A 20,187-nucleotide genomic window follows, 5' to 3' on the forward strand; every position below is an offset into this window, starting at 1 on the left:
TACCTTCGCTCCAGCAGCAGGGAGTTACGAGATACACCTCCGTAGAGGAACAAAATACAAACGATAAACTCACATTACAAGGCTGCCTTTTTATTTTACACAAACGCTATTATATCTTTTACCCAGAGTTTCGTCAAGCGAGTACGTTTTTGTTTTATGCATATAAATTTTGGAAATTAATATAAGAAGGAATTTAAAACAATATAAAAGAAGAGATAGAAACACAAATAAAACGCTTACATAAAATGTAGTAAAAACGTTCATCAGTTTTTTACTGGTGAATATGCGGTAATAAAAACATAAAGGGGATGTTTTTATGAAAAAGAAGCATATGGAGACAGCGTTAATTCATCACGGTTATACACCTGAGGAACATAAAGGAAGTTTAACACCACCTTTATTTCAAACCTCTACGTTTACATTTGAGACTGCGCAGCAAGGAGAGGCGAGTTTTGCGGGAGTGGATCCATCTTATATTTACTCAAGGCTTGGAAATCCGACTGTGAAATTATTTGAAGAACGTATGGCGGTGTTAGAAGGAGGAGAAGAAGCACTTGCCTTCGGATCTGGTATGGCAGCTATTTCAGCAACTTTAATCGGTTTTTTAAAGGCTGGAGATCATATTATTTGTTCAAATGGATTATATGGGTGTACGTACGGTTTTTTAGAAGTGTTAGAAGAAAAATTTATGATTACGCATTCGTTTTGTGAGATGGAGACAGAGGTTGATATTGAAAATAAAATTCGTCCAAATACAAAGCTTATTTTCGTTGAAACACCGATTAATCCAACAATGAAATTAATCGATTTAAAACAAGTTATTCAGGTTGCGAAGCAAAATGGTTTACTTGTCATTGTTGATAATACGTTTTGTTCACCTTATTTACAAAGACCGCTTGAGCTTGGCTGTGACGCTGTTGTGCATAGTGCGACAAAATATATTGGTGGCCATGGTGACGTTGTAGCGGGTGTAACAATTTGTAAAACGAAAGCGTTAGCTGAAAAGATTCGCCCGATGCGAAAAGATATCGGCGGCATTATGGCGCCGTTTGATGCGTGGTTATTATTACGCGGGTTAAAGACGTTAGCGGTAAGAATGGATCGTCATTGTGATAATGCAGAAAAAATTGTATCGTTCTTAAGAAAACATGATGCGGTAGAAGGTGTTTGGTATCCAGAAGGGGAATTAGCATCTCGTCAAATGAAGCGCGGGGGCGGTGTTATTTCTTTTTCAGTAAAAGGCGGAAAAGAAGAGACGCAAGCATTTATTAATGACCTCCACTTTATTACAATTGCGGTGAGTTTAGGAGATACAGAAACGTTAATTCAGCATCCAGCAACGATGACGCACGCTGCGATTCCAGCTGAACTAAGAAAAGAAATGGGCATTTTCGATAATTTAATACGCTTATCGGTTGGTTTAGAATCTTGGGAGGATATCGTTTCTGATTTAGAGCAAGCATTAAAGAAAATATCTACTGTTAATCAATAAAAAAAGAGTGAGCTATCGGTTTTGTACAGGACGTACTAAATCGATAACTCGCTCTTTTCTTTTTACATATGTTTTAGGAGTGTTTCCACAAACTTTTCTAAATAGCACTGATCTACTTCATCAAAACGATTCTTTTCAGGACTATCAATGTCAAGTACACCAATGACAGCTCCTTCTTTCACAATCGGTACAACGATTTCTGAATTAGAAGCACTATCGCAAGCGATGTGACCTGGGAATTGGTGAACGTCCGCTACAAGCTGCGTTGTTTTCGTTTCAGCTGCTACGCCGCAAACGCCTCGTCCAAATGGAATGCGTACGCAAGCAGGCATTCCTTGGAACGGTCCAAGGACAAGCTGATTTCCTTCTGTTACGTAAAAGCCAACCCAATTAACGCGATCTAAAAATTGGTTTAATAATGCGGACGCATTTGATAAGTTTGCGACTACGTTTGATTCGCCAGTTAATAACGCATCCAGTTGTTTAATTACTGTCTCATATTGCTGCACGCGAGATCCTGCATAACTTTCTTTAGTAAACATGGAAACAGCTCCTTTTTTATCGAGATGTGTAAAATATTAGCAAAATACGATGTATTTCACATGACTTTGTCGATAGAAAATTAAAGGAATTTGTCTTAAAAGTCAAGAAATTTAAACTATAGCTGTTCATTGAGAGGAAGTGAGCGCATGAAGCAGACGAAACAAAAAGTAATTGATGCGGCAATATCGTTGTTTAATACGAAAGGTTATGATGGAACGTCGGTGCGAGACATTGCAAAGCGAGCGGATGTGAATGTAGCGAATATTTCATATTATTTTGCTGGGAAGCAAGGTTTATTAGAACAGCTTATTACTGATTTTTTAGAAGGGTATATTCATGTGATTGAAATTTCGTTTGAACAGAGAGAGTATTTGTCGGCTAAAGATGTGATGGTGCAAATGGTGCGTGGGATGTTACGATATCAATTTGAAAATAGAGAACTAACACGTTTCTTCTACCGAGAGCTTTCGCTTGATACGACATTAATTCGTGAAGTGATGACCGTTTATTTTTCTAAAGAAAGATATTATATAGAGCAAATTATTAGACAAGGACAAATGAAACAAGAATTTCAGAAAGTATCATTTACAATGTTTATGACGCAATTAAAAGGTATGATAAATATGCCGTTTTTATATCCACAATATATATCAGAAGTACTGCATTCTTTCCCGTCCGAGACATTTTTCATAGAAATGTACACGAAAGAGATTGAGCAATGGATGGAACAAGCATTATGTAAAGCGAATATGTACCATGAATGGCCAAGAGCTGTTCATATGTGAAGAATCCCCACCTAACGAACTGAGGTGGGGATTCTTATGTTTACTTTTCTTTGCCATAAATTGTTACATAATAGCGCGATAATTGTTAATGCAGCTCCAGCAATTTCGATTTTATCGACTGGATAACCTCGAAACATAGAACCAATCAGTGCAAGGATAGGAACTAAATTCATAAATAATATGCCGTTAATAGATGAAATATAGCGATTTCCCATATTCCAGCAAAATACAGCGATAACTCCTGCGATAATCGACATATAAAAGAGCTCAAAACGAACACTCACAACTGTACGCAGTGACGGCATAGTAACTATATTTGTATACGTTAAGAAAGTAACAATAACGATGAGTGAAATGGAGCCAAATAAACAAGTTAATGTCGTATATCGAAGTGGTGACCAAGATTGAAAACGAGCACCCCCGTTTGTATAAATGACCCAGCAAGTAACGCCGCATAGCATCAATATATTTGTCGATAAGTGGCTTGCAGCTCCAAATAATAAGTGAATATTTCCTTTTGAAATGACAAGCATAACACCGAGTAATGCAACGAACATACAAAGGAATGTGTAGTTTTGTGGGCGCTTGTTTTTTGTTATCCATTGTAATGATAAGGCAATTAGTGGCATGAGAGACTGAATCATCGCTGCATGGATTGCTCCCGAAGGCCCGGCAAGTTGTTGTCCGTAGAAAACGAGAAAACCATATCCTGCGAAACCGACTGTCCCGTAAAAGAACAGAGAAAGTGTTCTTTTTTCTAAGCGGAGTGAAGTCTTCCCTTCAGTAATTAATAGCAAAATAAGAAAAATAATAGCTGCTGATCCATAGCGAATCGTTGTGAAGAAGAACGGATCGATAAATTGCAGGGCATTTGCCATTACAGGAAACATAAATCCCCAGGCAGTTACGGCGAGTAAGCATAGAAAGGATCCGAGTAGCATTTGTTTTTTGTTCAAGAGTATCTTTCCCCTTTACATTTCGTTATAGTAAGTTGATGAAATAAGTATAAAGAGTAATTGTTTATAGGAGGAAATATCGATTTCTTATAACGGTTATAACTTTTTGTTAGAGGTGTGTACGATGGATTTGGAGGCAGTACGATCGTTTATCGAAGTGAAGCATACGCGAAGTTTATCAAAGGCAAGTAAGATTTTACATATATCTCAACCAGCGCTTAGTAAGCAAATTCAAAAGTTAGAAGCGGATTTAGAGGTTACTTTACTTAAGCGTTCTGCGCAAGGAGTGGAGTTAACGGAGGCAGGAGAGTTATTTATAAAAAGAATGCTACCGATTTTGGAACAAATAAATGAAGTGAAAACAGAAATGAGGGGGTATCAAGAGAACCGAAAGTTTTCAATTGGTATACTACCGAGTTTAGCAGAGCATTACATATTAGAGTGTAAAGATGTATTAGGTGATGAGTTCGAAGTAGAGTGGCAAATCGGACATACGGAAGTATTAAGAGCTTTATTTAAAGCGCGGGAGATCGACGCGATGTTCATCGATTCAGTAGTAGAAGGTGCTACGTATATAAAAGAAGTGCAACAAGAGAAAATTGTTTGTGTCATTTCAAATAATCATCCGTATAAAGAGAAGAAAGTCATTCAAATAGAAGAGCTGCAAAATGAAAAATTAATTGTATATCCAGAAATATGCGATGTAAGGAAAATGGTTATGAACATGTTTCATGAGATAGGTGTAAAACCAACTATAGCTGTGGAAACATCTTACGCAGAACCGATGCTTGCAATGGTAAAAGCTGGCCTTGGCATCACTTTACTTCCAGAAAGGGCAGTAGAGCAGTCTGTAAGGCAGGGAAATGTACATGGAATTTCTGTTGAACCACCACTCATGCGGAAAATTTATTTCGTATCTCATACGAAAGATTGTTTGTTATTACAATCATTTGAGGATAGGTAGTGAGGTAGGCGGAATATTGAGAAAGATTACAATCGCATTGAAAGAAACATGAAATTTTAAAAAAAACTAGGTCAAAAACAAGCCATTACATGGTATGATTAGTACATTGTTAGTTGTTAAATATAGGGGAATTCCCTTTTTATACATAATGCCTTCCATTTCATAAACGGAACGGACAAAAAAAGAGATATAACTAGGAGGCTTTTTTGCATGGATTCTATCCTGACGATCGTTATCATTGTAGTAAGCTCTATTCTAGTGCTGCTCATGATAGAGCTTGTGATAAGAAATCGTTCATATAAAGATATTGAAGCACTGGAGCAGTGGAAACAAGAGATAAAAGATAAACCTGTGGCAGATGAACTAAAACGGGTAAAAGATTTAAACATGACGGGTCAAACAGAAGAACTGTTTGGTAAATGGCGTGAAGAATGGGATGAAATTGTATCAACAACCCTTCCGAAAGCTGACAAAGATTTAGCGCAAGCGCGAAAATTCGCCTCGCAATTCTCCTTCCGAAAAGCAAAGCATGCGATGAACGAATCCATAAGTGGTTTAGATGACGCTGATAATCGTATTACAGGTGTTTTAAATGAATTACAGCAATTGTTAGAAAGCCATGAGAAAAATAGCTCGGAAATTGAAGGGTTACGTGATACATATCGTAGTATGAAAAAGAGTGTTCTTGCTCATAGACATATGTATGGGGCAGCAGAGCAGAAAATCGAAGAGATGCTAGACGCTGAATCTAATAAATTTAAAAGTTTTGAAGAAGCAACAGATAATGGTGACTACTTAAAAGCGAGAGAAATTGTTATTAGTTTAGAAGAAGGTTTAGCTGGTTTAGAAATCATTATTCACCAAATTCCAGATTTATTAGTAGAGTGTCAAGCGACGCTACCAGTTCAACTGGAAGATTTATTACAGGGTCATAATGATATGGTAAGACAAGGTTATGTATTAGAGTATTTGGAAGTCCCTAAAGAAGTTCGTGATATGACGACACAACTAAACACATGTTTAATGGATATACAGGAGCTTCATATAACAGAAGCGGCTGAAAAAGTGGAAGACTTAAAAACTCGTTTAGATGGTTTCTATGATCAACTTGAGCAAGAGGTGCATGCGAGACATTATGTGGAGCAAAAAACACTTTCTGTTTATGAAGACTTAGAAGAAATACGTATCGAAACGATTGAAACGAAAACAGAAACACAACTTGTGAAACAAAGCTATCAATTGCAAGATAAGGATATTGAATCTCAAAAAGTAATTGAAAAGCAAATGCACATTTTAACGAAACGTTTTGAAATGCTACAATTACGCGTTGCTGAACAAGATATTGCCTTCTCTATTATTCGTGAGGAACTAGAAGAGGTTTATGAGCAATGTGAAACGTTAAAAGTACTTCATGCAGAATATAAAGAAATGCTGCAAACGATGCGTAAAGAAGAATTTGAAGCGCGTGAGAAGTTACAAGAAATGCGAAATACTATTTTCGAAACGAAACGCTTTATGCAAAAGTCGAATTTGCCAGGTCTTCCAGAGAGTATTATGGAAGATTTAAAAAGAGGGCAAATGGCAATGCAAGCTGTATATGAACAATTAGAAGTGAAGCCGTTAAATATGAACGCTGTAAATAGCAGTTTAGAAGAAGCATACACAACTGTGAACGGTGTAGCTGAAATGACAGAAGAGTTAATTGGACAAGCGTATTTAGTTGAAAAATTAATTCAATACGGTAACCGTTACCGCAGTCATGATGAAAGCCTTGCAGAAAGCTTAAATTATGCGGAGAAATTATTCCGTGAATATCAATACGATGCAGCTTTAGAACAAGCCGCTTCTGTACTAGAGCAACTTGAACCTGGTGTTGTTCAAAAAATAGCTGAATATGTAGACAATGAACAAACCCTTTCATAAAAGGGTTTGTTTTTTTGTGTAATTTTGCAGGCGATGTTGCTATAATGAATAGCGGAATACAGTAAGGTTATTCGTTTCAAAATAAAGTGAAACTGTAATCAGTGGGGGTATCTCACTAATTATTATTATTCACTAATCGGGATAAAACGGAACCTTTGCGTAGTCTTAGCGTAATGACACGTATTTATGATATGATTATATGATGTGATAGCGCTGAAAGGGGAAGAACGATGATCTATTTTGATAATAGTGCGACGACGAAGCCATATCCAGAAGCTCTTCAATCGTACGTGACGGTTGCTGGGAAATATTTTGGTAATCCTTCTTCTATTCATTCGCTTGGAGGAGAGGCAGAGCGTCTATTAACACAATCAAGAACGATTGCAGCGCAGCTTCTTCACGTTAAACCTTCTGAAATTATTTTCACATCAGGTGGAACGGAAGGGAACAACCTTGCGATTAAAGGGATAGCGATGAGGAATCGTTCGCGCGGCAAACATATCATTACAACAAATATTGAACACGCGTCTGTGTTTGAGGCATATAAGCAATTAGAAGAACTCGGATTTGATGTAACATATTTACCGGTTAACGAGCACGGTGTCGTATCGGTAGAGGATGTAAAACGAGCACTTCGTGAAGATACGATTCTTGTGTCAATTATTCATGTGAACAACGAAACTGGAGCAATTCAGCCCGTTGCTGAAATTGGAACGTTATTATCGAATCATCCGAAAATAAGATTCCATGTAGATCATGTACAAGGGATAGGAAAAGTACCGCTTGATTTATATGCTTCTCATATTGATCTTTGCTCAATATCTGGACATAAATTCCACAGTGTAAAAGGAACGGGTCTTCTTTATATACGTGATGGCGTAAGATTAGATCCGATTTTATCAGGTGGTCAACAAGAGCTTAAGTATCGCTCTGGTACAGAGAATTTACCTGGCATTGTAGCGATGGTGAAAGCACTTCGCATGACAATGGAACAAGTGAAAGAAAAGGTAGCTCATTTGCAAAGTTTACAAGCAGAGCTTGTCAGCTTCTTTAAAGAGATGGAAGATGTGACGATTAATACATCGCTTGCATATGCAGCACCGCACATTTTAAATGTATCATTTGTTGGTTTAAAACCAGAAGTAGTCGTTCATGCTTTAGAAGAGCACGGTGTATATGTATCGACGAAGTCTGCTTGTTCTTCAAAAGCAAATGAAGTGAGCAGAGTGTTAGTGTCAATGGGAGTGCCGCATGCAGCAGCTGCAAGCGCTATTCGTATTAGTTTGGCACCAGACAACACGATGGAAGAAGTAAAACAATTTGAAGGTATTGTAAAAGAGACGATGCCAAAATTATATGAAGTGATGAGGTAAAGAAATATGATGACATATGAATATATTTTAGTGCGTTACGGAGAAATGACGACAAAAGGTAAAAACCGTTCTAAATTTGTAAGCACATTAAAAGATAACGTGAAGTTCAAACTGAAAAAGTTCCCAAATATTAAAATTGATGCAACGCATGACCGTATGTACATCCAGTTAAACGGTGAAGATCATGAAGCAATCTCTGAAAGATTGAAAGACGTATTTGGTATTCATAAGTTTAACTTAGCGATGAAAGTACCATCAGAATTAGAAGACATTAAAAAAGGTGCATTAGCAGCGTTCTTACAAGTAAAAGATGATGTGAAAACATTTAAAATTACAGTGCACCGTTCTGATAAGCGCTTCCCAATGAAGACGATGGAGTTACTTCCAGAAATCGGTGGGCACATTTTAGAAAATACAGAGGATATCACAGTAGACGTCCATAATCCAGATGTGAATGTACGTGTAGAAATTCGCAGTGGTTACAGCTATATTATGTGTGGTGAGCACATGGGAGCTGGCGGTTTACCAGTTGGCGTTGGCGGAAAAGTAATGGTACTTCTTTCTGGTGGTATTGATAGCCCAGTAGCAGCGTACTTAACGATGAAACGCGGCGTATCTGTGGAAGCAGTTCACTTCCATAGCCCACCTTTCACAAGTGAGCGTGCAAAACAAAAAGTAATCGATTTAGCACAAGAGTTAACGAAATACTGTAAACGTGTAACGCTTCACCTTATTCCGTTTACAGAAGTGCAAAAAACGATTAATAAAGAAATCCCATCTAGCTATTCAATGACGGTTATGCGCCGTATGATGATGCGTATTACAGAGCAGATTGCTGAGGAGCGTAACGCACTTGCAATCACAACTGGTGAAAGTCTTGGACAAGTAGCAAGCCAAACATTAGATAGCATGCATACGATTAACGAAGTAACAAACTACCCAGTTATTCGTCCGCTTATTACGATGGATAAATTAGAAATTATTAAAATTGCTGAAGAAATCGGCACGTATGATATTTCAATTCGTCCATACGAAGATTGCTGTACAGTATTCACACCAGCTAGCCCGGCGACGAAGCCGAAGCGTGAAAAAGCAAATCGATTTGAAGCGAAATACGATTTCACACCGTTAATCGAAGAAGCTGTAGCGAACAAAGAAACAATGGTATTACAAACGGTTGAAGTAGTGGCGGAAGAAGAAAAATTTGAAGAACTTTTCTAAAACCATAAATTACCATATTTAAAACGTGTATGAAGTCATGTTATTTATCACACTCTATACTCACAAGGAGGTGATATAACATGTCACGTAGCACAAATAAATTAGCGGTTCCTGGTGCTGAATCAGCATTAGACCAAATGAAATACGAAATCGCTCAAGAGTTTGGTGTTCAACTTGGAGCTGATGCAACAGCTCGCGCTAACGGTTCTGTTGGTGGTGAAATCACTAAACGTCTAGTTTCACTAGCTGAGCAACAATTAGGCGGTTACCAAAAATAATCCCATATGATGGCTTAGAAAGAGCGGGTTCTCCCGCTCTTTCTTTTTGTTGTTCATATTAGTATAAATTCATTTCGACAAAAGCATAAAAAAATTGTCAAAAGAAGAGGGTTCAAAATTTACTGAAAATTCTTTATTATATAAGGGAGGCATAAAGAAAAAGGAGGATGTTTATGAAGAGAGAGGAATTGTTGGCACCACCATCTTATAATTTAGTTTCAGAAATAGAGAAATATACAGACGATAAAGAGAAGCTTGCTTTAATTTGGCAAGATGATAAAGGGAATAGACGAGAAGTTACATATTTTGAATTAATGCAAGGGGCAAATAAAATTGGAAACGCTTTTATAAAAAGTGGCTTACAAAAAGGGGACAAGCTCCTTATTATGATGCCGCGTTTAATTGAAGCGTACATGACGTATATCGCTGCGATTAAAGCGGGATTTGTCGTAATTCCAAGTTCGGAAATGTTGCGTAAAAAAGATATTGAATATCGAATTGGACATGGCGAAGTAAAAGCGATAGTAAGCTATGAGCCGTACATTGGACAGTTTGATGATATAGAAGCAATGGAATCCCTTCAAAAATTCGTCCTGAGCGAGCAGTCAGTAGACGGGTGGATCAATTTAAAAACAGCATTAGAAACAGAAAGTGATATGTTAGAAATGGCGAAAACAGATAAAGAAGATATGGTCTTTTTATCTTACACGTCTGGGACGACAGGAAACCCGAAAGGTGTTGTTCATACGCACGCGTGGGCATACGCTCATTTACGTACAAGCGCCCCGAATTGGCTCGGAATTGAAGAGAATGATGTTGTATGGGCAACGGCTAGTCCAGGGTGGCAAAAATGGATTTGGAGCCCGTTTTTAGCAACTCTCGGTTCAGGGGCAACAGGATTTGTGTACAACGGTAAGTTTGAACCGAAAACGTACTTAAATTTATTAGGCGATAATAAGGTGAATGTGCTTTGTTGTACACCGACTGAGTATAGATTAATGGCAAAGGTAGAAGATTTAAGTCAGTACAATTTAGAGGCGTTACATAGCGCTGTATCCGCAGGTGAGCCGTTAAATAGAGAAGTCATTGGAACGTTCCAAAAGCACTTTGATATTACAGTAAGAGACGGCTATGGGCAAACGGAAAATACACTACTTGTTGGTGTAATGAAAGGGATGGATATTAGACCAGGATCAATGGGGAAACCAACGCCAGGTAACCACGTCGATATCGTAAATGAGGAAGGTATTCCAGTTAAAGTAGGCGAAGTTGGTGATATTGCAGTTCACATTGAAACGCCGGCACTCTTTAAACAATATTATAAAGACAATGAGCGTACAGCGATGCAATTCCGCGGTGATTATTATATTACAGGTGATAAAGCGAAGAAAGATGAAGATGGCTACTTCTGGTTTGAAGGACGTGGTGATGATATCATTATTAGCTCTGGTTATACAATCGGGCCGTTTGAAGTAGAGGATGCGCTTGTAAAACATCCTTACGTAAGAGAATGTGCGGTTGTCGCAAGTCCTGATGAAATTCGCGGAAGTGTCGTGAAGGCATTTATCGTATTAAGAGAGAATATAGAAAAGAACGAAGAAACATTAATTCCAACACTCCAGCAACACGTCAAAGAACTCACTGCACCATATAAATACCCTCGCAAAATTGAATTTGTAGATGAACTACCAAAAACGATTTCTGGAAAAATTCGCCGTATTGAACTTAGAAAACAAGAGATGGAGATTCCGTCAAAATAATTTTGAAAACAGTGAAGTAAATAGTTGAATGAAATGTAAAACAATGATAATATAAAAACGAACACAAGTTCGATTTTATAAACTTAAAAAAGAGGTGTCCGTATGATTTTAGGTATTAATCCGTACTTAGTTTTAGATGGTAGTGGGCAAGAAGCTGTACAGTTTTATAAAGAGGCTTTAGATGCAAAAGTAGAAGTCATGCAAACTTTTGGTGACATGCCTGAAAATCCAGAATACCCGATTCCAGCTGAAGCGAAAGAGCGCGTTTTACACGCTACTTTAAAAGTTGGTAATACGGATCTTATGATTTCTGATACATTCCCAGGTCAAGGACATGCAATCGGATCTCAAGTAACAATCGCAATTCAAATTAGTAATGCAGAAAAAGCAAAAGAAGTATTCGATAAGTTACAAGAAGGTGGAGAGGTTATCATGCCACTTCAAGAAACATTCTGGAGCCCAGCATACGGACAAGTAAAAGATAAATTTAATATTGAATGGCAAGTTACAACGTCTACTACTGAACAAAAGTAATTTTTAGAAAAGCACCATGTTTTGAAATGGTGCTTTTTTCTATACAATAAAGTAGAGGAGATGAAATATATGGGAGAAATTTGGTACGGCGGCACTATTTACACGATGAAGGAAGAAACTGAAACAGCGGATGCGATTTACGTTGAAAACGGCATAATCGTTGATATTGGGAGTAAAGAAGAGCTAGAAGCCCAATATTCGATGGGGAAATTGTATGATTTAGAAGGAAAAACAATGATCCCAGGTCTCGTTGATAGTCATATGCATCTTATTGGGCATGGAGAGAGATTACTCCGTCTAGATTTATCAAATTGTACATCTTATGGTGAAGTGCTTACTCTTGTTCAGAAGCGAGTGGAAGAAGCTCCAAAGGGCTCTTGGATTATTGGAGAAGGATGGAATGAAAATAACTTTACAGATACGAAAGATGTTCACGCGCGTGATTTAGATGAAATTTCGAAAGAACACCCCATTTTATTAAAGCGAGTTTGTCGTCACGTTACATGGGTGAATTCATACATATTGCAAGAAGCGAACATAACAGAAGCGACGCAAAATCCAAAAGGCGGGAAAATCGGTAGGGATTCATCAAATAAGTTAACGGGACTTTTATATGAACAAGGACAAGAATTAATTAAACATGTTCAGCCTGAAATTGATGAAGCGTATTTACAAAGAGCTTTGCAAACAGCGATTAAAGATTGCTGGAAATACGGACTTGTTGGCGGGCATACGGAAGATTTAAATTACTACGGTGGTTTTAGAAAAACATATAATGCGTTTTCTCACGTTATAAAAGAAATGCCATTTAAAGCACATTTGCTCGTTCACCATGAAGTAGCACATGAACGAAAAGAATATGAAAATGAACATGAACATTATATTGAATTTGGGGCAATGAAAATTTTTTCTGACGGTTCTTTTGGAGGAAGAACAGCATTATTAAGTGAACCGTATGAAGATGCGAAGGAAACAAATGGGGTTGCGATTTTCTCACGTGAAGAACTTGCGGAATTAGTGAAGAAAGCACGAGATTTACATATGCCAGTTGCGATTCATACTATCGGTGATTTATCGCTTGAATATGTCATTGATGCACTCGAATTATATCCACCAGCAAAAGGGTTACGTGACCGCATTATTCATTGTCAGCTTGCTCGTGAAGAGTTGATAGAAAGAATGAAAAACTTGCAAGCCATTATCGATATACAGCCGGTCTTTCTTTCATCAGATTTTCCGTCAGTCATTGAAAAACTAGGCAAGCGCCGTCTTCGTTATGCGTACGCTTGGAAGACGTTACTGGAAGCAGGATTACACTGCAACGGTGGCTCAGATGCTCCCATTGAACAAGTGAATCCGTTTTTAGGCATATATAGCGCTGTTACACGTAGAAGTTTTATTGACGGTGTATGCTATATGCCTGAGGAGAGATTAACGGTTTATGAGGCTGTTTCTTTATTTACAACAGGAAGTGCCTATGCAATCGGAAAAGAAGCGAAACGTGGGCAAATTACAAAAGGATATGAAGCAGACTTTACAATATTAGACCGCAATATTTTTGAAATTGAGGCAGAAGAAATAAAAGAAGTACAAGTAGAAATGACCGTAATAGATGGCCGAGTTGTCTATAGAAAAGATGTGTAAAAATATATCAGCGATTATTAAAATATATCGACTTACCGACAAAAACTGACAAGAATAACGGCCGGATAGTAAGAGATTATTGTTCGCGTCAATCGGGGTAAATAAATAACCGCAGAATTATGGAATTCCATAATTCTGCGGTTATTTTAATCCTATAAAAACGTTCTCTGTACTTTTTCCCAGAACGAATTATTTTTTAATTTAACTGTTTTAATTTGTTTATCGCTTAAGCGTACAACAGCTTTTTCCACTTGTTTAATGCTAAGCGCTTCGTTATCCATGCCAATAACAGGATAATCGTTACCGTCTGGTCTTAGTTTTAAAGTTAATGTACGTTCGTGATTTAAAATGAACGGTGAACCGAGCGTACGGTAAGTGTTGTTGTTTAAAGATGCTAGTTCGCTTACTTGGAAACATGGAATAAGTGGGTCAACAACTGCACCATGCAATGATTTATTGTAAGCAGTACTTCCTGTTGGGGTAGAAACTACTAAACCGTCCCCTCTAAATGTTTCGAAATATAAATCATCAACGTGAACATCTACAACGAATGTTTTAATAATGCTAGAACGTAATGAGAACTCATTTAAACAATGGAAAGATGTACTGTGATCTACATCTACCTGAATTGTTGGATATTTTCGCACTTCAATTTCATTTTTTGTAATTTCTTGAAGGGCTGTATCAACGTGATCAATGTGGAAATCGCAGTAGAACGAAGTTTCATCTTTCGTAGAAATCCCTGCGTATAAGCAATCTTCTCTAAAACCAGTTTTACGAACGGCTTGTAAGAAGGTTGCATCATCTCCAACACTGACGATAGCGTTTGCATTTTTTGGATGATCTAATATGGTAAATCCATTCTCTTCTAAAATACGATAGATTGGTTTCATTTTTTCAACGAGCGTTGCTTTGTCATCACCATAAAAGAAAAATAAATTGCGACGATCTGCCATTATGTATCCCTCCACTGCAGTTAAATTTTCTGTTTTTCGTGCTACATATCATTAGAGTCCGTTCCCTGATGATATGTTCAAATAATATATTTCGATACAAATTGTCAAAATACCTTTTTATTTTTAGAAAAATTTTTATATTCAATCTTATGGAACTCTGTTTAATGATGAATAAAGTTGTCGATAATGGGTACGGAGTGAAAGGATGATACGTATGAAGTGGCTCGTAATTGGAATAATAATTCTTCTCCTTTTTATTTTGCTTATACTATTGTCGAAAATATCGCTTAAGGTGACATTTTTATATTCAGAAATGGAAAAGCAATGTTTATTTCAAGTGAAAATATGGATGATTCGATATACATTTGATGTATTGGAAAGAATTGAAAAACAGCAGAAAAAAACAGGACAGAAAATCGAAAAAGCTGAAGAGGACGGCGGACTAGATAATAAAATTATGGCGCAACTTGACAGTATTGGGGAACTGATAAAAAGGCTTCAAAAAGTTCATACTATCGTTAAAGATTTTCTCAAACGAGTGAAAATCAATGGTTGGAAATGGCATACGCAAATTGGAGCAGGCGACGCAGCTAGTACTGGAATTGTCACTGGATATGCATGGGGGACAAAAGGAATGGCTGCTGGAGTTGTCGGACAATATATGCATATTGTCGATGTACCAGAATTTGAAATTACTCCTGTTTTTCAAGGGAAAGGATTTGCATCGAGATGCGAGTTAACAGCATCTTTTCGTATATTTCGTACTATAAAAACAGCGGTGAAATTGCTCATATTTATGAGGCAGCAAAAATCTGGTATGACAGAAAAATCTGTTCAAGCATAGGGGGGATATAGAATGGACCATCCAATTCAAGGTTTAATGACAACCGCAATGCAGCATTTAAAACAAATGACTGATGTAAATACAATTGTTGGTGACCCAATTAAAGCGGCAGATGGAAGTGTAATTCTTACTGTTTCGAAAGTAAGTTTCGGATTTGCTGCTGGTGGAAGTGAATTTGGTAGGGTAGAACATTCAGGCCGTCATCCATTTGGCGGAGGAAGTGGAGGAGGAGTTTCTATTAATCCTGTTGCCTTTCTTGTTATAAATGGAGATGGTGTAAAAGTATTACATTTAGATAAGCAAACGCATGTCATCGATAAAATAATTGAATTAGCGCCACAAGCTGTTGATAAAGTGAAAGAAATGATGGATAAACGAAAAGAAGATGATCCTGAATTTCAAATTTAACGAATAAAGAAGCTAATCAATAGGTTAGCTTCTTTTATTTTTTTGTAAATAAAGCGATTTTATTTGCATTATCGATAGGGACAAACTATCATTTACATTGTACATATTTTGTTTAAATAAGGGAGGATTTTCAAGTGGCAAACGTAACTTTTAAAGGTAATCCAATGACTTTAGTTGGAACAGAAGTTAAAGTTGGCGATCAAGCGCCAAACTTCCAAGTATTAGCAAACGACTTATCTCCAGTAAGTTTAGAAACATACAAAGGCGAAGTAAAATTAATTAGTGTTGTACCTTCAATCGACACAGGTGTGTGTGATGCACAAACACGTCGTTTTAACCAAGATGCAGCAGGTATTGAAAACGCAAAAGTATTAACAATTAGCGCTGATTTACCATTTGCTCAAAAACGCTGGTGTGCAGCAAACGGTTTAGAAAATGTTGTAACACTTTCTGACCACCGTGACCTTTCATTCGGTGAAGCTTACGGCTTAGTAATGAAAGAACTTCGTTTACTTGCTCGTGCAGTATTCGTAGTAGATAGCAACGACAAAGTAGTTTACGTAGAATACGTAGGCGAAGGTACAAGCCATCCAAACTATGAAGCAGCATTAGAAGCAGCTAAATCTGCAAAGTAATGTGAAGGAAATGACCTCTTATAAAGAGGTCGTTTTTTCTCATATATCGCTGCGTAACGGTGCCGATATATGAGAAAAAACGTTATATCATATATAACTTGAGAGGGAGCTCTTTACAGGAGGTCGCTTTTTCTTTTTGGAAAAAATCACTTTGTGGTATGATATAAGTTATGTGTAAAAGAGAGAAGGAGGAATGTACGTGAGTCAGACAGTGGAAACATTATTTTCTATTTTTGATTCTTCTGCGGTAGTTTTACGTAAAGAATTAGATGTGACATATTTAGAGGCGCTTGTAGAAACAGGTGATAACTTGTTTGAGGGAGCGATTTTACAAGAGGAATTATCCGAATCAGCAATTGAAAGGCTGAATCGTGAATATAGTACGTTTAATGAAGAAACATATAAAGGTGAAGAAATTCGTAAAGCATTTCAGTTAGCCATCTTAAAAGGAATGAAAGAAGGCGTACAAGCCAATCATGAAATGACGCCTGATGCAGTTGGGATGTTCATGAGTTACTTATTCCATAAATTTATGCAAGGTCAAAACGAAATTACAGTTTTAGATCCTGCAATTGGAACAGGAAATTTAATGACTACAGTGTTTAATAGCGCCAAAGAAGGACTAACAATGAGTGGATTTGGTGTAGAAGTGGATGAAGTGCTAATTAAACTTGCTTTAGTAAATGCAAATTTACAAAAGCATGCAATCGAATTCTTCCATCAAGATGGACTAGCACCACTTTATATCGATCCAGTTGATGCAGTCGTTTCAGACTTACCGATTGGTTACTATCCAAACGAAATCGGTGCCAGTGAATATAAATTAAAAGCAGATGAAGGAATGTCGTATGCTCATCACTTATTTATTGAACAAAGTGTGAAACATACGAAAGAGGGCGGGTACTTATTCTTCTTAGTACCAAACTTCATTTTTGAAAGTGACCAGGCACCAAAATTACATGCATTTATTAAAGAAACATGCTTTATTCAAGGGTTATTACAGCTACCTGTTTCCATGTTTAAAAACGAGAAAAATGCAAAAAGTATATTTGTTCTCCAAAAGAAAGGCTTTAATGTAACAATGCCAAAACAGGCGTTATTAGTGGAGTTGCCTAAATTCTCTAACATGAAGGCGATGGAGAACATTATGGATCAATTAAATACTTGGTTTGCAACACATAAATAAAGCTGGGTATATGTAACAGAGTTAGTGATTCATGTAGTACAGTTTTATATAATATGTCATATTTTTAAATATATACTAGATTTAACTGAATTTTTTTGAAATCTGTAATATATATTTTTTCTTGGTGTTACAATTTTTTCACTTGAAATATATGTCGGACGATGTTTAAATTAAAATCGTGAGTATAAAATTTGCTAATGATGAAACGTTTTCATATTTAGTGAATTTGATCAGATAAAATCGAGCGGTTTGTGGAAACATCCACACAACTACCAAGAGAAAAAGGGGCGAAAGACTAGATGTCAAAAATCATCGCGATTAACGCAGGAAGCTCTTCCTTAAAATTCCAATTATTTGAAATGCCAAGTGAAACAGTATTAACAAAAGGTTTAGTAGAACGTATCGGTTTAGAAGATAGTATCTTCACTATTACTGTAGATGGCGAAAAACAAAAAGAAATTACAAACATTCCAGATCACGCAGTAGCAGTTAATATGCTTCTTAAAAAGTTAACTGAAAACGGAATCGTTAAATCTCTAGATGAGATTGGCGGTATCGGTCACCGTGTTGTTCACGGCGGCGAAAAATTTGCTGACTCTGTTTTAATTACTGATGAAGTATTAGCTGATATCGAAGAATTAAGCGATTTAGCACCACTTCATAACCCAGCAAACGTTGTTGGTATTAAAGCATTCCAAGAAGTATTACCAAACGTACCAGCAGTAGCAGTATTCGATACAGCATTCCACCAAACAATGCCGGAATCTGCATTCCTATACAGCCTACCGTATGAGTACTATGAAAAATTCGGCATCCGTAAATACGGTTTCCACGGAACTTCTCATAAATATGTAACTGAGCGTGCGGCTGAATTATTAGGTCGTCCAATTGAAAGCTTAAGCTTACTTTCTTGTCACTTAGGTAACGGTGCAAGTATCGCAGCAGTAGAAGGCGGTAAATCTATCGATACTTCTATGGGCTTCACTCCACTTGCTGGTGTAACAATGGGTACACGTTCTGGTAACCTTGACCCTGCGTTAATTCCATACATCATGGAAAAAACAGGCCAAACAGTAGAAGAAGTAGTTAACGTATTAAACAAGAAGAGTGGTATGTTAGGTCTTACTGGTTACTCTAGTGACCTACGTGACATCATTGCGAAAGAAGAAGAAGGCGACCACCGTGCGAAAGTAGCACTTGATGTATTCGTAAGCCGTATCCACAAATACATCGGTTCTTACACTGCTCGTATGAAAGGTGTAGACGCAATCATCTTCACAGCTGGTGTAGGTGAAAACAGTGCGATTATTCGTGAGCGCGTATTAGAAGGCCTTGAGTACATGGGCGTATACTTTGATGCAAAACGTAATAACGTATTCGGTGAAGAAGCATTCATCAGCTTCCCACACTCTCCAGTAAAAATTATCGTAATTCCAACTGACGAAGAAGTTATGATTGCTCGTGACGTACTACGTCTTGGAGATATTGGTTAATATATGAAAAGAAAGACGAGATCCTATAGGATTTCGTCTTTTTTCTTTTGGATATATTTTAAAACTCCATCCGGATATAATATTTTTTCTTTCTGAATGAATGCCGTAATAGGAATCCATTTCGCATACGCTACTGTTTCCTCATCTTGTATATTTAATATTTTCATTTCATATAGTGACGTGTCTAATAAACGCAAAGAATATAGTTGAATAATTTCATGACCAATGCCCCCATCTAGATGAAAGACATTTTCTAAACAACCTAAATAATTGATGATTTCTATCTCCGTATGAAGCTCTTCTGTAAACTCCCGAATAACAGTATGTGCTGATTTTTCACCCAGTTCAATGGAACCGCCAAGAGGACGATAATATGTTTCGCCTTCTGTATGATATTCTTGTACGAGAAGGCGATCTTGATGTACAGCAAGACCGAAAGCTTTTGCACGTGGATACATATAGAATCACTCCTTATTTGTTTCGTATAAGGACGATTATAATGTATGGTGTGATAAAAGTATCGTGTATTTAAGTGTGTGGTCTAACTGTAATTCCATCAAATAAGTCTTTCCAAAATGCTTCATTGTATTGGTATACATCCATAATAGGACATTTCATAACGCAAGTACGTTGTAATCCCCAATCTTCTTGGGTGATAGTTGGTATATCGGCAGGAATTAGTAATAGGACAGAGAATGTATGTGTAACGATTTGAGATAAAATTTGTTCTAGGGAACATGCTTCTTCATATGTTCCTCCAGTTCGAATAAACAATATGGATTCTGCCGTTTCAATTGTAGTTAGAAAACGATTAATTCGATGTTCATAGTTTAACTTAATTTCTGTATAAGAAGGCCAATAATTTGGTGTGTTTACATCTGTTTTAAAGTCATGACAGGAGTCAATTTCATAAAGGTTGTCCCTTAATCTTAATTTGGCATCATCATCCCAAAATGAGATGAAGGATAGATTTTCGAAATTTAAAAAACGGTCAAATCGATTTTGTAATAATAAATTTACTTTCGTTAATGAAGGACTTAGCATAAAATCAATAACGCCAAAAAATGGTGATAATTCTAATTGATATAATGCCCAAGCAGGCCAACAGTTTTGTCCTAAGCTGAATACTGCGTTATAGTTTTGTTTTAGATTGGATAGATTCATGTGAAGTATCTCATCCTTTTTGCTATTA

General features: G+C 37.0%; 20 protein-coding genes. 15 read left to right on the forward strand and 5 right to left on the reverse strand.

What is annotated here, in order from left to right:
- Positions 1 to 316: 316 nt before the first annotated feature.
- Positions 317 to 1,492, forward strand: a complete 1,176-nt coding sequence (megL, locus tag BUA87_RS17840; protein WP_000726576.1) for a methionine gamma-lyase — start codon at positions 317 to 319, stop codon at positions 1,490 to 1,492.
- A gap of 62 nt (positions 1,493 to 1,554) precedes the next feature.
- Here the strand turns inward: megL and BUA87_RS17845 are convergent, their stop codons facing one another.
- Positions 1,555 to 2,034, reverse strand: coding sequence for a GAF domain-containing protein (locus BUA87_RS17845; protein ID WP_000494338.1), 480 nt, complete (start codon positions 2,032 to 2,034; stop codon positions 1,555 to 1,557).
- Positions 2,035 to 2,181: 147 nt separating this feature from the next.
- Here BUA87_RS17845 and refZ point away from each other — a divergent pair, with 147 nt between their 5' ends.
- The gene (refZ, locus tag BUA87_RS17850; protein WP_000814914.1) at positions 2,182 to 2,820 is read left to right on the forward strand and encodes a forespore capture DNA-binding protein RefZ; all 639 of its coding nucleotides are present in this window, start codon (positions 2,182 to 2,184) and stop codon (positions 2,818 to 2,820) included.
- 11 nt (positions 2,821 to 2,831) lie between these two features.
- On the opposite strand, the gene BUA87_RS17855 is transcribed toward refZ, so the two are convergent.
- Positions 2,832 to 3,776: a DMT family transporter gene (locus BUA87_RS17855; RefSeq protein WP_001036051.1), complete on the reverse strand. Its 945-nt coding sequence runs from the start codon at positions 3,774 to 3,776 to the stop codon at positions 2,832 to 2,834.
- Between the two features lie 124 nt (positions 3,777 to 3,900).
- On the opposite strand from BUA87_RS17855, the gene BUA87_RS17860 reads away from it, so the two are divergent.
- The 8 genes from BUA87_RS17860 to BUA87_RS17895 all read left to right on the forward strand — a co-directional run bounded on the left by BUA87_RS17860 (position 3,901) and on the right by BUA87_RS17895 (position 13,473).
- Positions 3,901 to 4,740 carry a LysR family transcriptional regulator gene (locus tag BUA87_RS17860; protein ID WP_000362523.1) on the forward strand — a complete coding sequence of 280 codons (840 nt, stop codon included), beginning with the start codon at positions 3,901 to 3,903 and terminating at the stop codon, positions 4,738 to 4,740.
- A gap of 210 nt (positions 4,741 to 4,950) precedes the next feature.
- Entirely contained in the window at positions 4,951 to 6,663 is a 1,713-nt protein-coding gene (gene ezrA / locus BUA87_RS17865; RefSeq protein WP_000377315.1) for a septation ring formation regulator EzrA, read from the forward strand.
- Positions 6,664 to 6,893: 230 nt separating this feature from the next.
- Positions 6,894 to 8,036: a cysteine desulfurase family protein gene (locus BUA87_RS17870; protein ID WP_000638976.1), complete on the forward strand. Its 1,143-nt coding sequence runs from the start codon at positions 6,894 to 6,896 to the stop codon at positions 8,034 to 8,036.
- Positions 8,037 to 8,042: 6 nt separating this feature from the next.
- Entirely contained in the window at positions 8,043 to 9,257 is a 1,215-nt protein-coding gene (gene thiI, locus BUA87_RS17875) for a tRNA uracil 4-sulfurtransferase ThiI (protein ID WP_000989274.1), read from the forward strand.
- An 80-nt stretch (positions 9,258 to 9,337) separates the two neighbouring features.
- Positions 9,338 to 9,535 (forward strand): alpha/beta-type small acid-soluble spore protein, encoded by a 198-nt coding sequence (locus BUA87_RS17880; protein WP_000091640.1) that lies wholly within the window; start codon positions 9,338 to 9,340, stop codon positions 9,533 to 9,535.
- Positions 9,536 to 9,708: 173 nt separating this feature from the next.
- The gene (locus BUA87_RS17885; RefSeq protein WP_072940398.1) at positions 9,709 to 11,295 is read left to right on the forward strand and encodes an acyl-CoA synthetase MbcS; all 1,587 of its coding nucleotides are present in this window, start codon (positions 9,709 to 9,711) and stop codon (positions 11,293 to 11,295) included.
- A gap of 102 nt (positions 11,296 to 11,397) precedes the next feature.
- On the forward strand, positions 11,398 to 11,829 hold the full coding sequence (locus tag BUA87_RS17890; RefSeq protein ID WP_000600350.1) for a VOC family protein: 432 nt from the start codon (positions 11,398 to 11,400) through the stop codon (positions 11,827 to 11,829).
- Between the two features lie 69 nt (positions 11,830 to 11,898).
- Positions 11,899 to 13,473 (forward strand): amidohydrolase, encoded by a 1,575-nt coding sequence (locus tag BUA87_RS17895; protein WP_072940401.1) that lies wholly within the window; start codon positions 11,899 to 11,901, stop codon positions 13,471 to 13,473.
- Between the two features lie 152 nt (positions 13,474 to 13,625).
- On the opposite strand, the gene BUA87_RS17900 is transcribed toward BUA87_RS17895, so the two are convergent.
- On the reverse strand, positions 13,626 to 14,429 hold the full coding sequence (locus tag BUA87_RS17900) for an NAD kinase (protein WP_000785186.1): 804 nt from the start codon (positions 14,427 to 14,429) through the stop codon (positions 13,626 to 13,628).
- A 205-nt stretch (positions 14,430 to 14,634) separates the two neighbouring features.
- On the opposite strand from BUA87_RS17900, the gene BUA87_RS17905 reads away from it, so the two are divergent.
- From BUA87_RS17905 to ackA, 5 genes are all read left to right on the forward strand, one after another.
- Positions 14,635 to 15,273 carry a DUF2953 domain-containing protein gene (locus BUA87_RS17905; RefSeq protein WP_002094156.1) on the forward strand — a complete coding sequence of 213 codons (639 nt, stop codon included), beginning with the start codon at positions 14,635 to 14,637 and terminating at the stop codon, positions 15,271 to 15,273.
- A gap of 12 nt (positions 15,274 to 15,285) precedes the next feature.
- Entirely contained in the window at positions 15,286 to 15,681 is a 396-nt protein-coding gene (ytfJ, locus tag BUA87_RS17910) for a GerW family sporulation protein (RefSeq protein ID WP_000350007.1), read from the forward strand.
- A gap of 134 nt (positions 15,682 to 15,815) precedes the next feature.
- Positions 15,816 to 16,316, forward strand: a complete 501-nt coding sequence (tpx, locus tag BUA87_RS17915; protein WP_000024527.1) for a thiol peroxidase — start codon at positions 15,816 to 15,818, stop codon at positions 16,314 to 16,316.
- 199 nt (positions 16,317 to 16,515) lie between these two features.
- A complete protein-coding gene (locus BUA87_RS17920) occupies positions 16,516 to 17,502 on the forward strand; it encodes a class I SAM-dependent methyltransferase (protein ID WP_072940404.1) in 987 nt (328 codons plus the stop codon).
- Positions 17,503 to 17,801: 299 nt separating this feature from the next.
- Positions 17,802 to 18,995, forward strand: a complete 1,194-nt coding sequence (ackA, locus tag BUA87_RS17925) for an acetate kinase (RefSeq protein ID WP_000034575.1) — start codon at positions 17,802 to 17,804, stop codon at positions 18,993 to 18,995.
- 23 nt (positions 18,996 to 19,018) lie between these two features.
- Here the strand turns inward: ackA and BUA87_RS17930 are convergent, their stop codons facing one another.
- Together BUA87_RS17930 and BUA87_RS17935 are read right to left on the reverse strand one after the other, a co-directional pair.
- Positions 19,019 to 19,453 carry an NUDIX hydrolase gene (locus BUA87_RS17930; protein ID WP_016512247.1) on the reverse strand — a complete coding sequence of 145 codons (435 nt, stop codon included), beginning with the start codon at positions 19,451 to 19,453 and terminating at the stop codon, positions 19,019 to 19,021.
- Between the two features lie 70 nt (positions 19,454 to 19,523).
- On the reverse strand, positions 19,524 to 20,159 hold the full coding sequence (locus tag BUA87_RS17935; RefSeq protein WP_001054296.1) for a DUF1796 family putative cysteine peptidase: 636 nt from the start codon (positions 20,157 to 20,159) through the stop codon (positions 19,524 to 19,526).
- Positions 20,160 to 20,187 lie beyond the last annotated feature (28 nt).

The sequence above is a fragment of the Bacillus sp. bc15 genome (assembly GCF_900142585.1).
In the GTDB taxonomy this organism is placed as follows: Bacteria; Bacillota; Bacilli; order Bacillales; family Bacillaceae_G; genus Bacillus_A; species Bacillus_A cereus.

What these genes read in the sequence shown, in the direction of transcription:
- megL (WP_000726576.1), top strand. Translation starts at nt 317, where the DNA reads ATGAAAAAGAAGCATATGGAGACAGCGTTAATTCATCACGGTTATACA.
- BUA87_RS17845 (WP_000494338.1), bottom strand. Translation starts at nt 2,034, where the DNA reads ATGTTTACTAAAGAAAGTTATGCAGGATCTCGCGTGCAGCAATATGAG.
- refZ (WP_000814914.1), top strand. Translation starts at nt 2,182, where the DNA reads ATGAAGCAGACGAAACAAAAAGTAATTGATGCGGCAATATCGTTGTTT.
- BUA87_RS17860 (WP_000362523.1), top strand. Translation starts at nt 3,901, where the DNA reads ATGGATTTGGAGGCAGTACGATCGTTTATCGAAGTGAAGCATACGCGA.
- ezrA (WP_000377315.1), top strand. Translation starts at nt 4,951, where the DNA reads ATGGATTCTATCCTGACGATCGTTATCATTGTAGTAAGCTCTATTCTA.
- BUA87_RS17870 (WP_000638976.1), top strand. Translation starts at nt 6,894, where the DNA reads ATGATCTATTTTGATAATAGTGCGACGACGAAGCCATATCCAGAAGCT.
- thiI (WP_000989274.1), top strand. Translation starts at nt 8,043, where the DNA reads ATGATGACATATGAATATATTTTAGTGCGTTACGGAGAAATGACGACA.
- BUA87_RS17880 (WP_000091640.1), top strand. Translation starts at nt 9,338, where the DNA reads ATGTCACGTAGCACAAATAAATTAGCGGTTCCTGGTGCTGAATCAGCA.
- BUA87_RS17885 (WP_072940398.1), top strand. Translation starts at nt 9,709, where the DNA reads ATGAAGAGAGAGGAATTGTTGGCACCACCATCTTATAATTTAGTTTCA.
- BUA87_RS17890 (WP_000600350.1), top strand. Translation starts at nt 11,398, where the DNA reads ATGATTTTAGGTATTAATCCGTACTTAGTTTTAGATGGTAGTGGGCAA.
- BUA87_RS17895 (WP_072940401.1), top strand. Translation starts at nt 11,899, where the DNA reads ATGGGAGAAATTTGGTACGGCGGCACTATTTACACGATGAAGGAAGAA.
- BUA87_RS17900 (WP_000785186.1), bottom strand. Translation starts at nt 14,429, where the DNA reads ATGGCAGATCGTCGCAATTTATTTTTCTTTTATGGTGATGACAAAGCA.
- BUA87_RS17905 (WP_002094156.1), top strand. Translation starts at nt 14,635, where the DNA reads ATGATACGTATGAAGTGGCTCGTAATTGGAATAATAATTCTTCTCCTT.
- ytfJ (WP_000350007.1), top strand. Translation starts at nt 15,286, where the DNA reads ATGGACCATCCAATTCAAGGTTTAATGACAACCGCAATGCAGCATTTA.
- ackA (WP_000034575.1), top strand. Translation starts at nt 17,802, where the DNA reads ATGTCAAAAATCATCGCGATTAACGCAGGAAGCTCTTCCTTAAAATTC.
- BUA87_RS17930 (WP_016512247.1), bottom strand. Translation starts at nt 19,453, where the DNA reads ATGTATCCACGTGCAAAAGCTTTCGGTCTTGCTGTACATCAAGATCGC.
- BUA87_RS17935 (WP_001054296.1), bottom strand. Translation starts at nt 20,159, where the DNA reads ATGAATCTATCCAATCTAAAACAAAACTATAACGCAGTATTCAGCTTA.